Here is a 16,273-nt window from a genome sequence, read left to right as displayed (position 1 = left end):
TAGGGTGAAGGCTTTGTCGTTATGTAAGTTACTTTGGTAACGGCTCTCCCGGGAGAGATTTAAATATGTACCCTTGGTCCCGGCACTGCTGAATAAACTGGGACAGCATCTCTGCGTTATCTTTTGATACCGCGTGGAGCAGAATGATCGCGCCGGGGTGAATCTGGCTGAGCACCTTCGGCAGGGCAGCCTCTGTTCCTACCTGATTGTCCGCTTCCCAGTCTTTGTAGGCAATGCTCCAGAAAACAGTTCGCATGCCCAGATCGCTAGCTGTTGCAGCTGAGATAGAATCGTAACGGCCCATGGGCGGTCGATAGTATTTCAGTGTGCGGTTAGTCAATTGCCGAACCGAAGCGCTAAGCTTGTCCAATTCCTCTTTCTGCTTTGCCGGGCTGAGTGAAGTCATGTCAGGATGGTTTTGGGTATGATTGCCGATGCCGAATCCTAACCGGTTTATTTCTTTGACGAGTTCCGGATTTGACTTGACAAACTGGCCTGTGACGAAGAAAATGGCAGGGACCTTTTCTTTCGACAACGTAGCTAGTATTTTGGGAGTATATCCATTTTCATACCCTTCGTCAAAGGTGAGGTAGAGGACTTTTTCCTGCGTCTGTATCCGATAGATCGGTTCAAAAGGTTCAATCGCTTCGGTCATGGAACGGGGCCATTGGGGAGCTACACCTGTATCGTGGCGAGGGATCCACCAATCCTTTGCTGCCGAAGGTACAACAGTCGCTTTTAAAGTGTTTACAGGCTTTTTTGCAGCTTCTTCAGAAGCTGCGTTTTCCGCGGGCTTTTCATCGTTTAGTTTTTCTGTAGAGGCTGTCGCTGCTGTTGGGGCCGGTGACAGCTGCTTCTCTTCTTGAACTGTTGGTGAAGGAACTTTCTCACCAGCCCTAGTTTGTTCCATCGAAAACATTCCGGCTGCAAAAGTGCCCACTAGCCCTACAACAGCCAGGGTGAGGAGAACTTTGTCTTTCATCGATGAATCTCCTTGTCCTTTGATGAATCAAAATTCTCCATCTCAATCGACAAGTCCTCCTGATATTCGATATGTTCGAACAAAATATCCATTTTCCATCCCATGAAAGAGAGCTTTCCAGTTACAAATTGTCATGTTTGATCACGCAGGTTATGAATCACATGTTATAATGTTAATCGCTAATTAGACAAAGAAGCACGAATCAACCCATAACTGACACAGGGGGTACAAGATATATGAACAGCCGGGTCCGTCGAATTTATGTGGAAAAGCGCAAAGGTTTTGATGTGGAAGCACAGCATTTGTGCAGTGATTTAAGGGATAATCTCGGTATACGAGGGTTAGAGAATGTCCGTATCCTAAACCGCTACGATATTTCCGGAATAACAGACGAAGAGTACCAACAGGCTCGTACAACCATTTTCTCTGAACCTAATGCTGATCTTGTTTATGACGAAGAACTTCCTCTTGAGCCAGGAATCCGCTTGTTTGCTATGGAGTACCTGCCCGGTCAGTACGACCAACGGGCTGATTCTGCTGCGCAGTGCGTCCAGATTTTGACCCAGAAAGAACGGCCGACCATCTTATCGTCGAAGGTTATCCTTCTCCAAGGTCTTTTAGGAGACGATGACTTTGCACGAATCAAAGCCTACTGCATCAACCCGGTCGAATCGCGGGAAGCGGCTATGGAAAAGCCGGTCACTTTGGCGATGACGTCGGAAGTTCCCGACGATGTAAAAACCTTGTTAGGGTTCGTTGATGCTTCCGTAGACGAATTAAAGGTGTTCATGAGCGATCTCGGCTTGGCTATGAGCTTTGAAGACTTACAGTTTTGCCAGGCCTATTTCCGGGATAAGGAAAATCGCAACCCCACCATCACCGAAATTCGGGTCATCGACACCTATTGGTCCGACCACTGTCGTCACACCACATTCCTGACGAAAGTGGAAGAGGTGACGATCGAAAGAGCTCACTACAGCCAACCGATAGAAGGTGCCTATCAAGAATATCTTCGTTCTCGCCAATATGTTTATGGAGATAAAGAACGCGATATCTGCCTCATGGATATCGCAGTCATGGGCATGAAGGAGCTGAAAAAGCGGGGGCTTCTGAACGATCTTGATGAATCGGACGAGGTGAACGCTTGCAGCATCGTTGTTGATGTGGATGTCGACGGCAATAATGAAGAATGGCTCGTCATGTTTAAAAACGAGACCCACAATCACCCGACAGAGATAGAACCTTTTGGAGGAGCTGCTACCTGCCTTGGTGGGGCGATCCGCGATCCCCTCTCGGGACGGTCCTATGTCTATCAAGCGATGCGTGTCACCGGTAGCGGCGATCCACGGACGCCCGTGGAAAAAACGCTGCCTGGCAAATTGCCTCAGCGGAAAATCACGATCGGCGCCGCCGCCGGTTACAGTTCCTATGGTAACCAGATTGGATTAGCGACAGGCCAAGTAGCCGAAGTCTATGACGAAGGTTTCGTGGCCAAACGGATGGAGATCGGCGCCGTCATTGCGGCAGCGCCGAAAGACAATGTGGTACGGAAACATCCCGAGCCAGGTGATGTAGTTCTCCTCGTCGGGGGGAGAACAGGAAGGGATGGTTGCGGAGGTGCCACGGGATCTTCGAAAGAACACACGGCTGATTCCCTCTTAACTTGCGGCGCCGAGGTGCAAAAAGGTAATCCTCCTACAGAACGTAAGATTCAGCGTCTTTTCCGAAATGCTGAAGTAAGCCGGATGATCAAACGATGCAATGATTTTGGCGCCGGTGGTGTCTCTGTTGCCATTGGTGAACTAACAGAGGGATTAGAAATCAATCTGGATGCAGTCCCTAAAAAATATGAAGGACTTGACGGCACTGAGTTGGCCATCTCCGAATCACAGGAGCGTATGGCTGTGGTCGTATCGGCAGAAGATGCAGAACGCTTCTCCCAATTGGCCCATGAAGAAAACCTGGAAGTAACTCTTGTGGCCAAGGTCACTGGGGATCGCCGCATGAAAATGTTCTGGCGGAATCAGCCGATCGTCGATCTGAGTCGTGATTTTCTAGACACGAACGGTGTCAAACAGCATACGAATGTCCATGTCAAAGCACCAGAAGGGGAAGCAAACTATTTTTGCAGCCTGCCAGAGGCGGTACAAAAAGTACTGCCAGACCTACGCAAAGCCTGGCTTGTGAACCTGGAAGACTTGAACGTTTGCAGTCAAAAAGGTTTAGTCGAACGCTTTGACAGCACCATCGGCAGCGGAACTGTGCTCATGCCTTTAGGAGGAAAACATCAAGCCACACCATCCTTAGGCATGGTGGCAAAGATCCCGCTGGTGCAGGGAGAAACGACAACGGCTACAGTGATGTCCTATGGTTATAACCCGCAGTTGGCCAAATGGAGCCCTTTTCACGGAGCCTTATACGCTGTTGTGGAAGCGGTCTCAAAAGTGGTCGCTTTAGGCGGCGACTATCGCCGTGTTCGCTTGACCCTGCAGGAGTACTTCGAAAAGCTTGGTAAAGATGCGACTCGCTGGGGCAAGCCCTTTAGCGCCCTCCTGGGAGCCTTCTATGCCCAGAAACAATTAGGAATCCCGGCTATTGGCGGCAAGGACAGCATGTCCGGTACCTTCTTAGACCTGCATGTACCACCGACCCTGGTCGCTTTCGCTGTCGGTATCTTGAAGGCGAACCAGACTGTTTCTCAGGAATTTAAACAAGCCGGCAATCCGGTTGTGATTATTCCAGCAGTACGGGATGAACAGGAAATTCCCAACTTTAACGCTCTAATGAAAAACTATGATAAAATTTCTGAACTCATCGGCACGGGAAAAGTGCGGGCCTCCCACACAGTTGGATTCGGAGGAATTGCTGCAGCAGTCAGCAAGATGGCTTTTGGCAACCGCATTGGTATGGCTTTCGACGATGCCATTAAGACGACGGATCTTTTCCGAACTGACTACGGTTCTATCATTCTTGAGATGGAAGCCGGTACAAACCTATCTGAAGCCTTCGGCTCGGTGCCTTTTGTTCAACTAGGCCATACCTGGGAAAGAGAAGCGATTGAATATAAGGGCTGCGCAATCGGCCTCGAAGAAGCTTGCCAAACCTGGGAACGACCTCTCGAAAAAATCTTCCGAACGTCGGTAAAAACTGCTCCCCAAGAAGTGAAACAGATCATCTATGGGGAACGGAACTCTCGCCGCCCGGCCGTGAAAATCGCAAAACCGCGAGTATTTATCCCTGTCTTCCCGGGAACAAACTGCGAATACGACACGGCTCGGTCTTTCGAGAAAGCGGGCGCCTTGACGGATACGTTAGTCATTCGGAACTTGACACCTGGTGACGTGGAAGAATCGATTCAATCCATGGTCAAGGCGATTGAGTCCGCCCAAATCGTAATGATTCCCGGTGGCTTTAGCGCTGGCGACGAGCCGGACGGTTCGGGGAAATTCATCGCCACAATGTTCCGAAACCCTCGAGTGAAAGAAGCGGTCATGGAGCTACTCAAACAACGTGACGGTCTGATGCTCGGCATCTGTAATGGATTCCAGGCACTGATCAAACTCGGTCTGGTACCTTACGGTGAGATTGTCGACATCGCCGAAGACTGCCCAACTTTGACTTACAACCAAATCGGACGTCACATTTCCTGTATGACCCGGACAAAAGTCGTGTCCACCCTTTCTCCCTGGTTTGCCTCGATGCAAGCTGGCGACATTCACACGGTTGCCCTTTCCCACGGCGAAGGAAGATTTGTGGCTCCTCCAGAAGTCCTTGACCGCTTGTTCCGCAACGGTCAGGTGGCTACGCAGTACGTTGACCTTAAGGGTAAACCTGTTAACGATATCCGATTCAATCCCAATGGCTCTTTTGAGGCCATCGAGGGCATCACAAGCCCCGACGGACGTATTCTCGGTAAAATGGGCCATTCGGAACGCATGACCAATCACCTAGCTCTCAACGTACCGGGCGAAAAGGATCAACCCATTTTCGAATCTGGTGTCAACTATTTCAGAGCGTAATAAAACAGAAAAGAACCGTCCCAATTGGCTGAAAAAGCCCTATGGGACGGTTCTTTTATTCGTCTTTAGAGATCAGACCTAACTGTGCCTCAGCGGCTCGAATCAAATCGGCAGGGGAGAGGATGATTTGGCAGCCCCGTATTCCAGCACTGATCGATACTTTGTCCAGTTGTTCGATCTCACCTTCCACGTACAGGGGGTACTTTTTTTTCGTACCTAGTGGAGAAACTCCGCCTCGGATATAACCAGTGAGGGGCTGTACTTCTTTTAGTGCTGCCATCTCCACTTTTTTATTGCCACTTAAGGTGGCCAGCGATTTTAAATCCAATTCCCGGTCTCCAGGGATACAAGCTAAGATAACGCCAGTTTTATCCCCTTTGGCGACGAGCGTTTTGTAGACCCGACGAATCGGATAACCAATTTTTTCGGCTACCGTGCCTGCCGACAAATCAGATTCGTCTACGGTATACTCTTTTAACTCGTATGGAATCTTTAGTTGATCAAGCAGCCGAGCTACGTTTGTTTTTCGAGTCATGGTGATCCTACCCTTTCATAGACAGATAATTTCTATATAGGATATAAGGTAGCACGATTTCGATACTAGAGCAAAGAGGAGTGTATTATTCTGATACTTCCTAAAACATAAATCCTTTTTCTTTAGAGGAAACAGATAGTCTTTGTAGAATGTGAACACTAATCGTTTGTATCTCGGGAAAAACGTGATAGATAGAATGGAGGCGTTAGATTTGGAAATGGCAAAAGCGAATACGATTCGTCTGATGTCGGAGAAAATGGACGAATTGCTGCAACACTGGATTGAATTGCATTTGACGAATCTATCTTTACGCAAGGACATGATCGGAAACGAAAACCTGTACCGACAATCGAAGGATTTTATCGAAGCCTTTGTTCAAGCGGCCGATGGAGCTGATTTAGAAGATATTAACAGAGTTGAATGGACTTCCGTACGTAAAATCTTAGCAGAGATCTCAACGAATCGTTCCCGGCAAGGCTATTCTCCTTCCGAAACGGCTAGCTATGTTTTTACGCTAAAAGAAGCGCTATTTCGGTTGCTGCAAAAAGAATACGGCTTACAACCGGATATACTCATCCAAGAAACGTTAACCATATCAAAAATATTAGATAAATTAGGGCTCTATACCTTTGAGACGTATTCAAAAGCCCGAGAAGAGGTCATCTATCGTCAGCAGCAAGAAATGTTAGAATTGTCCACACCGGTAATCCGTCTTTGGGACGGCATCCTTGCCTTACCCCTCATCGGTACACTCGACAGCGGACGCACGCAAGTGGTCATGGAGAATTTGTTGCGGGGGATCCTGTCCACCAACTCTGATGTGGCGATTCTTGATATCTCCGGTGTACCTACCGTCGATACTCTGGTGGCCCAACATATCATCAAAACGGTCAGTGCTGCCCGGTTGATGGGGGCCGAATGTATCATCAGCGGCATCCGGCCTGAAATTGCGCAAACGATCGTACAGTTAGGTGTCGATCTGTCGATGGTTAAGACGAGAGCCACCTTGGCAGGTGCCTTAAAATTAGCTTTAGATATGCGCAAATTAACGATTGTTCAAATTGGGAAGGCATAGGGGGAAGAGATGTGGAGCGAATTCCCATCATAAAAATGGGTCCTTTTCTCCTGGTGACGATTCAAGTGGACATGCACGATCGTTTGGTCATGGCCTTGCAAGAGGACTTGACAGAGCTGGTCAGCGCTACTGGTGCTCGCGGCGTCTTGATCGATATCTCTAGTTTGGACATGGTCGACTCCTATATCGGCCGCATGTTAGGCGGAATTGCTTCAATAACCAGTTTAATGAACGCTTATACGGTTGTCGTCGGGATGCAGCCTGCCGTGGCGATTACAATGGTAGAGTTAGGAATCTCGTTGCAGGGAGTCATGACGGCGCTAAATGTTGAAAAAGGAATGGACTTGTTGCGGGCAACATTAATGATTTCACCGGACCAAGACCATGGAATCGACCGTGAAGAGTGATACCTTGGTCGTAAAAAATCCTCAAGAAATCATCTTAGCAAGACAAAAAGTACGAGAATATGCTCGTTTGCTCGGCTTTAATCTAGTTGATCAAACTAAGTTAATCACAGCTACTAGTGAGCTAGCTCGTAACATGGTGGAATACGGCGGCGGTGGTATCGTGGTCATTGAACTCATCTACGTTCGAGAACATAGGGGTTTGCGGGTGACTTTTGAAGATCAAGGCCCTGGCATCGCTGATTTGGAAATGGCTATGCAGGATGGCTTTACTACCGGAAACGGATTGGGTCACGGTTTACCTGGTGCAAAACGTCTAGTGAATGAATTTGAAATCGATTCGAAAATAGGAGTCGGTACGCGGGTTTCCCTTGTCCGGTGGGTTTAAAGCGGGTAATCGAGCTTTAAAGAGAAAAAGGATGTTAGGCCAATGATTCAACACCGAATCTTTTCTGTTTACGAGCCAAGTCAAATCGGAGAGGTACGTCGTGCTGTAAATGAGATGGCTTTTTCCATGGGTTCCTTCGAAGAATTGGCAGGGAGAGCTGCAATCGTAGCAACAGAACTCGCTTCAAATTTAGTAAAACACGCCAATAATGGCGGTGAAATACTAATAAGGCAACTCGGCCATTATAAATCATCTGGGTTGGAGATCATCAGCGTCGATCGTGGTCCGGGAATTGAAAATCCAAGCTATATGATCCTTGACGGCGTATCTACAGCAGGCACGGGAGGGAACGGCTTAGGCGCTGTTCGACGACTCTCTCAGGTCTTCGATCTGTATACGATGCTTCAGAAGGGTACGATTGTCCTCGCACAGTTATTTGAACGACCTTGGAACGAAGAAAAGAGCTATTTCCAGGTAGGCTCAATCATGCGGGCGAAGCCGGGTGAATACGCCTGTGGTGACGGGTGGTCTTTCCTGCACCAGAAAGAGGGACTAAAGATCATACTTTCCGACGGACTTGGCCATGGTACAGAAGCGGCCATAGCTTCCCAAGAAGCGCTTCGACTCTTTCATTCTGTGGAAGCGTCTCCGAGGGAGTACATTCAAAAGATGAATACGGCCTTACGGCATACCCGGGGAGCGGCTGTGGCGATTACCTCGATAGATTTAATCCGACAAAAAATCGCTTATGCTGCCGTAGGCAATATCAGCGGGCGGATCATCTCATCGGAAGATGTCATTGGATGCTTATCCTACAATGGGATTGTAGGCATGAACGGCAACCGTTTTCAAGAAATCGATTATGCTTGGCCCTGCAAGGGATACTTGATCTTACATTCCGACGGTATATCTTCCCGTTGGGATATTAACCAATACCCGGGCATCATCACCCATCATCCAACCCTTTTGGCAGCGCTACTTTACCGCGATCATGCTCGTGAAACTGATGACGCAACCGTTGTCGTCGTTCAGCAAAGGTGATAATATGAACGTTTATTTGATTTCGAACTTACTCGTTAAGTTCGAACAAGACATCTTGATGATTCGCCAACGAGCTCGTGATATCGCTTCTATGGCTGGATTGACAGACCATGATCGAACTCGCCTCATCAGTGCTGTTTCCGATATCGTTCGGAACGTTCTAATAACTGGTGGTGGGTCGGTGGAGTTTGCTGTTGTCGAAAAAGAGTCCAAACAATATCTTCAGGTCCTCGTCCGGGGTCAGAAAGATTTCTTTTCACACCCAACAAGCCGAAATGAACATCAATGGCAGGGGGTTCATTACGAAAACCTGGTAGACGAATTCGCTATTCGTAACGAGCCGGGAAGAGGTATGGTGGTTCTTCTTTGCAAAGCCATACCGGCTCAATTTTCGCCCGTAACTGAACAGAATGTCTCTCGATGGGTACAAGTATTAGAAAAAGAAAAGCCACAGTCGGCTCTTGACGAAATTAAGCAACAAAACCGGGAACTTACGCAAGCTCTGGAGCTGCTCCAACAACAGGAATCTGAGCTTAAAAGACAGTTGAGTGAGGTTCAGCGTCTGAACGTAGAATTGAAGTTTGCCAAAGAGGCTGCCGATGCGGCCAATCGGGCAAAAAGTGAGTTTCTGGCTACGATGAGTCACGAGATTCGCACCCCTATGAACGGCATCATCGGAATGACAGAAATGTTGCTTCAGTCCCCATTGAATGCTGAACAGCTTGATTTTGCTTCAGTTGTTCTCAGTTCGGCCGGTTCACTGTTGAGCATCATCAATGATATTCTCGACTTTTCGAAGATCGAGGCCGGAAAGCTGGAACTTGAAAAGACGAACTTTAACCTTTATGAATTTATCGAGGAAACGTTACACTTTTTTGCAGGAAAATCCCGCGAAAAAGGTTTGCTCTTAAAAGGTGATATACGCATTGGTGCAACCTGTATGGTTATAGGAGATTCGGTTCGGTTGCGCCAAGTTCTGTTTAACCTGGTCGGAAACGCGATTAAATTTACAGAGACTGGTCATGTCTTGGTTAAAGCGGCAATTGAAAAAGAAGACCTAAGATCGTTACAAGTCCGTTTTGAAGTGACCGATACGGGAATAGGTATACCCGACGATATTCAGAGGCAACTATTTTTCCCCTTTACACAGGCCGACAGCTCCACAACCCGAAAATATGGCGGAACGGGCTTAGGACTCTCCATCGCCAAACGCTTGGTACAATTATTAGGTGGTCATATTGGATTTCAAAGCAAAACAGGGGTAGGTTCTAGCTTCTGGTTTACGGTCCCCTTGGAGAAAGCAACGGAAAAGGTAGGGGATATTTCTACCCTCGTTCACTCAATTCGTGTAGACTTACCGGTACTGCTTATAGAAAACAATCCGGTCAACCAGAGATTGACAGCACTTCAATTGAAAAAGTTTGGTCTCTCTGTACATACTGTCAACGATGTAGAAGAGGCTATTCAGGCACTAAAAAAACAACGTTATAGCATGATCCTTCTGGATTATCAGATGTCGGAGACCGAAGGAGCTAAATCAGTCAAATCTATTCGAAGACTTGAAGATATCAACGGAGACCACAGGCCGATTGTGGCGATGATTACGTCAGAGTCCCAAGGCGACCGGGAAAAATGTATTTCTATGGGGATCGATGACTGCATTGACAAGCCAGCGACCATGACACAAATCAGTGAAATGCTCCAACGATGGTTGGGTAAAGATTATAAAAATCTGATGAATACGTAATTGCAGCTCTGCGTTCCAAAGGGCTGCAGTTTTTTCAACTGTTCAGAATATTTTTCTTATAGAAAATATTTAATGTATACAATATTTCGCTTATAATAGTGTCAAGCGCCAAAAGTTGTCGCGAACTGCGGTAAGCACCTCTTTCACAAGGGTAGTATGGTAATGCTTTTTGAAGTGGATAGGTTTACGATATTCTTGGTCTGACCACTATACCACTAGACCTTTTGTGGAATGGGTTTTACTGCAACCCACCCAAATTGGGGAATATTGCAGGGGGTGCAAGGGTTGAACATTGTTGTGCTCGTTAAACAAGTTCCTGGCACAGACAACGTCAAAATGGATCCAGAGACAGGCGTAATGATCCGTAGCGGTAAGGATACCATTATCAATCCGCTCGATGAAAACGCTCTAGCCGAAGCCATCCGGATTAAAAATTCACATGAAAATGTGAAAGTTACCGCAATCAGTATGGGTCCTGATTCAGCGATCAAAGCGTTAAAAGAAGCGATCGCTATGGGTGCCGACGAAGGCGTGCTGATTTCGGGACGGGCTTTCGCCGGATCGGATACGATCGCTACTGCCAAAGCGATCGCTGCTGCCATCAAAAAACTTGATTCGGTCGATCTCATTGTTTGCGGTGAACGGGCGACAGACGGTGAAACTGGACAAACAGGGGCGATGATTGCTCATTACCTGGATATTCCCGTAGAGACGTATGTTTCAGCCATCGAAGTAAAAGAAACGAGCGCTGTATTAAAACGGACTGTGGAGGGTGGCTTCGAACGAATTGAAGTCCCTTACCCGGTAATGGCTACGGTCAACAAAGACATCAATGAGCCCGGTTTCCCCACACTGAAAGGTAAACTGCAAGCGAAACAAAAGACCATTCCTGTCTATGGTCCGGGAGAACTTGGACTCGAACCTGCAGAACTTGGACTCAAAGGCTCCCCCACCCGCGTTGTGAAGGTATTCAGTCCTAAACTTTCCCGGGACACGATTATGAAAAAAGCGAATGGCACCACTGAACCTGTCGATGAACTGATGCAGTTCCTCGCTGGTAAGGATGTCATTTAGGTAGGGGGAGGATAAGCATGTCGACGTACGTAAACGCAAGTGTTCAACATGAAAATAATCTTTCTCAATATAAAGGCGTCCTCGTCCTAGGTGAACAACGGGATGGCAAAATTCTTACAGTCACTTACGAACTGTTGACTCGAGGTCGTGCCTTGGCTAACGACCTGGGCTGCGAACTGTCTTGTGTCCTGCTGGGAGATCAAATTGATAACTTGGAAGAGGTCATCAAACGCGGGGCAGACAAAGTTTATTTTATTAAAGACGCAAGTCTAAAGAATTTTCTGCCTCGTCCCTATAGCAATGCCATTGTGAGACTTTGCCAGGAACTTAAGCCGGACGTTATCGTTGCCGCAGCCACCACCACCGGACGGACGGTGATGCCTCTGGTAACGTCTAAACTGGAAACAGGCCTTACTGCTGACTGTACCGAACTGACCATCGACCCGGAAACGAAAATCCTCCTTCAAACCCGTCCTGCTATCGGCGGTAATATCATGGCGACGATTAAAACTCCGAACCACCGGCCGCAGATGGCCACTGTCCGTCCCAAATCTGCTAAACCAGCTCCTATCGATCCTTCCCGGACTGGTGAAGTTATCGTTAAGGAATTCGAAGGCGCCACCTTCTTCACCCCTGAGAAGTTCCTCGAGTACATCAAAGACACCACTCAGGAAGTCAGCATTGAGGAAGCGGACATCATCGTAGCCGGCGGAAAAGGCATGAAAAACGCTGACGGCTTCAAGATGGTAGAAGAACTGGCTCGCATTTTGGGCGCTGGTGTTGGTGCCACTCGTGACGCTGTCGAACTGGGTTGGACCACATACCCGCACCAAATCGGTCTTTCCGGCAAGACTGTTTCTCCGAAACTATACTTTGCCTTTGGTATCTCCGGCAAAATCCAACACTTGGCCGGCATGCAGACTTCGGAAGTCATCGTCGCTGTTGATAAAGATCCGGAAGCCCTAATCTTTAGAGTGGCTGACTACGGTATCGTGGGAGACGTCTTTGAAGTCGTTCCCATGTTGATTGAAGCCTTCAAAAAACTGAAGGCCAATGCCTAATCGCAGGGGGTGTTGAGTGATGCATTTTAATAAAGTGACCGATAAAGTCGTCGCCGAATTGATCGCCATCTTAGGTCAAGCCAACGTTATTGTGGAAGAAGAAAAGATGGAAATGTACGCCAAGGACGAGGTCTCTGATCGTCTTTGGGAAAAGATGCCTGAAGTTGTGGTCAAACCGGAAAACGCTCAGCAGGTATCGGAAATCGTCAAACTGGCCAACCGAGAACTGATTCCCATTACTCCCCGAGGCGCTGGATCCGGTCTCGCCGCAGGCGCCGTTCCTCTTCAAGGAGGTATGGTTCTGTCCTTGGAGAAGATGAACAAGATTCTCGATGTAGATACGGAAAACCTGTTCATGGTCTGCGAACCGGGGGTTACTACCGGTGAAGTTCAAAAAACAGCAAAAGAACAGGGACTGCTCTACGCTGGTGATCCCTGCTCGGCCGACAGTTCTTTCATCGCTGGCAACGTAGCCACCAATGCAGGCGGCAACAAAGCTGTCAAGTACGGTGTCACTTCCCGTCATATTTACGGTCTAGAAATCGTCATGCCTGACGGTGAAATTGTCACCTTCGGTGGAAAAAACGTGAAAGATGTTACCGGCTATGACATCGTCCACCTCATGGTCGGTTCCGAAGGAACCCTCGGCATCGTGACTAAAGTGTGGCTGAAACTCATGCCACTGCCGAAATACGTGGCCGATCTGCTCATTCCCTTTGCCGATATGCAAACAGCCATCAAAGTAGTACCGAAGATCATGACTGCCGGGATCATCCCCACTTGCTTAGAATTTATGGACAGCCTATCGATCAAGTCGGCCGAAATGTATCTGAATAAGAAACTTCCCTATGGCGACGCCGGCGCTTATATCATCTGTGAAGTGGACGGTACCTCGGAGACGCAAGTTCAAGATGATTATGAAACCATTGGTAAACTGGCCATGGAAAACGGCGCTCTTGAAGTTTTCGTCGCCGATAACATGTCCACCCAGGAACGGATCTGGAAAGCCCGGAAATGCTATGCCGAAGCTATCCGCATGATCAGCCCTGTATACTGTATGGAAGATATCGTCGTTCCCGTATCTAACATTCCCAAAGCGATTGAAGCGATCGAACGGATTTCTGCAAAATATGAATGTAAAATCCCTAGCGCCGGCCATGCAGGAGACGGCAACATTCACTGTACCATTCTTCGGGAGAACCGAGACGACCATGAATGGCATGAATTGAAAGATGCCGTCCTGGAAGAACTCTACGAAGAAGTCTACACCCTTGGCGGCAACCTCTCCGGCGAACACGGCATTGGTGCCAAACGGGCCAAAGCCATGGATAAACACTTGACCGATGCCCAACGCAAGGTGCTGGTGACCATCAAGAAGGCACTGGACCCTAACGGCATCATGAACCCCGGTAAAGTCCTGATTTAGTCCTGACTTAATCCCATCTACCCTTGCTGAATAATATATAATTTTGTTCCTGCCGCAACTCGAAATGGTTGCGGCATTTTTATTTTCACCGAGTCAGATCCTTCTACATATAGTGCAATAGACTTACGGGGGGTGTTCCGCCATCATTCTTGGAGTACTCGTTCATCCAGTCGCTACCCCCAACCGGAGAAATAAAAATAGGTTTTTTTTGGATCAGTTAGCGCTATTGTCCATGGAACTGGATATTACCCTTACGGTATTTACTCCGCTTGACGTTAATTGGCGTCTCAGCAAGGTGAACGGTTATGTCATGCAAAAAGACTGCCAATGGGTACGACATAGACTCCCTTTACCGACTGTTGTCTACGATCGTTTCTTTACGATATCCAACTATTCGGGAGTCGCCCAGTGCCGTCGAGCCTTTGTCCGCAGAGGTATTCCTCTATTCAACCCAATCATCGGAAAGAAGTATGACATGTACCGAAAACTTGCCCGGGAGAAAGGGCTGGTATCATATCTTCCCGAAACGATCCTTTTTCGCAACGAGCGAGAATTCTTAGTCAAATTGAATAAGTGGAAACAGGTTTATCTTAAACCAGACGCCGGTTCCAAAGGACGAGGAATCATTCGATTAACTCAGGGAAAAAGCAGGTTAACTTTTGTCACGGAAGTTGGAAATAAGCAAGGTCGCTGGATGGATACGCTGAAACTCAGAGGCTGGCTGAAACAGGTGACCCGTGGACAGAGATATATCGCACAACAAGGTTTACAACCGGCTCAGTTGGATGATCGTATCTTTGATCTGCGGATCCTCGTTCAAAGGGATTCGGAAGGAACCTGGCAAGTAACTGGTGGCAGCGCTCGTGTGGCCAACAACGGTATCACCTGCAATATATGTACAGGGGCGCAGGCGATTCCCTTAGATAAGGCCTTTGAAGAAAGTGAAGTAAAAACATCTTTAGAAGAAGTTTACGATGTGAGCCTGCAAATCGCCAAAGCTCTAACCAAGCTTTATCCGAGACTCGGGGAACTGGGCTTAGACTTTTTGATCGATCGGGACAGTCGACTGTGGTTTTTAGAAGCCAACTCCCGTCCAGGACGAATCGTGTTTCAACGGATAGGCGAACATGCCGTTCGCCGAACATCTGTCCGAAGACCGATAGAGTACGCCCTATTTTTAGCTGCAAAGCGAAAAGCTAGGTGAGAAATGTGGGGCAAATTTATTTGACCGTTCACCAGGCAAAAGAATACAACCTTGACGATGGCGCTCTCGTCTCCTTTCAGGCGGGCCTCAGAAAAGTCGACGGAACGGTGCATATACGAACCAATCTATCTCGAGAAAAGTCTTTACAGGCTGAAGTATTAGAACAAATAGGCTGGCCAAGCGATGTGGCTTATCGGCTCAAATACTCGGAAATAGAACGGTCTTTTTCTATTGGACCGCTGATCGGAATTCTCACCTATCAGAGCAAAAAATCTTATGTATGGAAAGCCCACCTTATGGAAACACAGCGCCACGCTCGACGATTAGGGATAGTAGCCGTTGTTTTCAGTGCTGAAGATGTTAATTGGAAAGAGTTGACCATATCCGGAGTAATTCTCAGCGCTCAGCGATGGGTTCGCAAAACTTTTCCCTTGCCGAAGGTCATTTATAATCGTATTCCCTCCCGAAAGTTTGAGAACACCTCCACCGTCGTCGAATGTAAAAAACGGTTGATGGATATTCCTGGTTTGATACTGTTTAACCCATCTTATTTGAACAAATGGGAAACGCACGAACATCTCTATAAGGATGAGAGTGTTCAAACCATACTCCCTGAAACTCGCCTCTTAAGGCAACCCGACGAAATCTGGCCGATGCTAAAAAAATATCGAGTTATCTATTTGAAGCCAGTGAATGGAACCAAAGGATACGGAATCTACCGTGTGGCGGTGCACCCGACGGGCGGTTTTACCTTTCAAAAACGGCGCTCATCGATGAATTCATTACGAGCTTACGGCAAACAAGTTTTGGAATCGAAGATAAGAGGACTCATAGAAAAAAAGGAGTACATCGCCCAGCGGGGGTTGCGAATGGCTCTTATCAATGGATCACCCTTTGACATACGCCTGTTAGCACAAAAAGACGGTCAGGGTGTGTGGCAGATCACTAAATCTTTTGGCCGAGTTGCACCGCCAGGAAAATTCACATCTAACTTGAGTCAAGGCGGAAAGGCGATGGGGATTCTCAATACGTTACGGGCTGCTTCGACTACTCGTAAACGCAGACGTTCCGCTATTCTTAAAGAATTAAACAAATGGGGAATTATGATTCCCGAATTACTGGAAGAAAGTACAGGGATGATATTCGGCGAACTGGGGTTAGATATAGCTTTGGATAGAAATGGAAAGATATGGCTTCTAGAGATAAATTCAAAGCCTTTTAAACGGTTGTTTACGGAAGAGGGAGATCCTAAACAAGTACGATTGTCCTTGGAAAGGCCTATGGCATTCGGTCGCCATCTCGACGGGTTTTAATTGA

Annotated in this window: 13 protein-coding genes; 11 read left to right on the top strand and 2 right to left on the bottom strand. The window is 47.6% G+C overall.

All coding sequences use genetic code 11. The annotated features are described in order from the left end of the window. Positions 1 to 28: 28 nt before the first annotated feature. Positions 29 to 982, bottom strand: coding sequence for a delta-lactam-biosynthetic de-N-acetylase (locus GJ688_RS03135; protein ID WP_155475076.1), 954 nt, complete (start codon positions 980 to 982; stop codon positions 29 to 31). A gap of 236 nt (positions 983 to 1,218) precedes the next feature. On the opposite strand from GJ688_RS03135, the gene GJ688_RS03130 reads away from it, so the two are divergent. After that, entirely contained in the window at positions 1,219 to 5,001 is a 3,783-nt protein-coding gene (locus GJ688_RS03130; protein WP_155475075.1) for a phosphoribosylformylglycinamidine synthase, read from the top strand. Between the two features lie 55 nt (positions 5,002 to 5,056). Here GJ688_RS03130 and ybaK read toward each other — a convergent pair whose 3' ends face one another. Then, a complete protein-coding gene (gene ybaK / locus GJ688_RS03125; protein ID WP_155475074.1) occupies positions 5,057 to 5,536 on the bottom strand; it encodes a Cys-tRNA(Pro) deacylase in 480 nt (159 codons plus the stop codon). Between the two features lie 217 nt (positions 5,537 to 5,753). Here ybaK and GJ688_RS03120 point away from each other — a divergent pair, with 217 nt between their 5' ends. The 10 genes from GJ688_RS03120 (at position 5,754) to GJ688_RS21245 (ending at position 16,269) form a co-directional block, all read left to right on the top strand. Beyond that, positions 5,754 to 6,611: an STAS domain-containing protein gene (locus GJ688_RS03120; protein WP_155475274.1), complete on the top strand. Its 858-nt coding sequence runs from the start codon at positions 5,754 to 5,756 to the stop codon at positions 6,609 to 6,611. A gap of 11 nt (positions 6,612 to 6,622) precedes the next feature. Then, on the top strand, positions 6,623 to 7,018 hold the full coding sequence (locus GJ688_RS03115; RefSeq protein WP_170291608.1) for an STAS domain-containing protein: 396 nt from the start codon (positions 6,623 to 6,625) through the stop codon (positions 7,016 to 7,018). A gap of 4 nt (positions 7,019 to 7,022) precedes the next feature. Continuing rightward, positions 7,023 to 7,403, top strand: coding sequence for an anti-sigma regulatory factor (locus GJ688_RS03110; protein WP_207708740.1), 381 nt, complete (start codon positions 7,023 to 7,025; stop codon positions 7,401 to 7,403). Between the two features lie 42 nt (positions 7,404 to 7,445). Then, positions 7,446 to 8,444 (top strand): ATP-binding SpoIIE family protein phosphatase, encoded by a 999-nt coding sequence (locus tag GJ688_RS03105; protein ID WP_155475072.1) that lies wholly within the window; start codon positions 7,446 to 7,448, stop codon positions 8,442 to 8,444. A gap of 4 nt (positions 8,445 to 8,448) precedes the next feature. Further along, positions 8,449 to 10,191 carry an ATP-binding protein gene (locus GJ688_RS03100; RefSeq protein ID WP_170291607.1) on the top strand — a complete coding sequence of 581 codons (1,743 nt, stop codon included), beginning with the start codon at positions 8,449 to 8,451 and terminating at the stop codon, positions 10,189 to 10,191. A 285-nt stretch (positions 10,192 to 10,476) separates the two neighbouring features. Then, positions 10,477 to 11,265, top strand: coding sequence for an electron transfer flavoprotein subunit beta/FixA family protein (locus GJ688_RS03095; protein WP_155475070.1), 789 nt, complete (start codon positions 10,477 to 10,479; stop codon positions 11,263 to 11,265). A gap of 17 nt (positions 11,266 to 11,282) precedes the next feature. Beyond that, positions 11,283 to 12,326, top strand: a complete 1,044-nt coding sequence (locus GJ688_RS03090; RefSeq protein ID WP_155475069.1) for an electron transfer flavoprotein subunit alpha/FixB family protein — start codon at positions 11,283 to 11,285, stop codon at positions 12,324 to 12,326. A 19-nt stretch (positions 12,327 to 12,345) separates the two neighbouring features. Then, on the top strand, positions 12,346 to 13,752 hold the full coding sequence (locus GJ688_RS03085) for an FAD-binding oxidoreductase (RefSeq protein ID WP_155475068.1): 1,407 nt from the start codon (positions 12,346 to 12,348) through the stop codon (positions 13,750 to 13,752). Positions 13,753 to 13,960: 208 nt separating this feature from the next. Continuing rightward, positions 13,961 to 14,956 carry a YheC/YheD family endospore coat-associated protein gene (locus tag GJ688_RS03080; RefSeq protein ID WP_155475067.1) on the top strand — a complete coding sequence of 332 codons (996 nt, stop codon included), beginning with the start codon at positions 13,961 to 13,963 and terminating at the stop codon, positions 14,954 to 14,956. Between the two features lie 5 nt (positions 14,957 to 14,961). Next, positions 14,962 to 16,269 carry a YheC/YheD family endospore coat-associated protein gene (locus tag GJ688_RS21245; RefSeq protein ID WP_155475066.1) on the top strand — a complete coding sequence of 436 codons (1,308 nt, stop codon included), beginning with the start codon at positions 14,962 to 14,964 and terminating at the stop codon, positions 16,267 to 16,269. The last annotated feature ends 4 nt before the right edge of the window (positions 16,270 to 16,273 follow it).

Origin of the sequence: Heliobacterium mobile, assembly GCF_009720735.1 — a bacterium.
Lineage (GTDB): Bacteria > Bacillota > Desulfitobacteriia > Heliobacteriales > Heliobacteriaceae > Heliobacterium > Heliobacterium mobile.
This window is presented reverse-complemented; position numbering and strand designations above follow the sequence as displayed.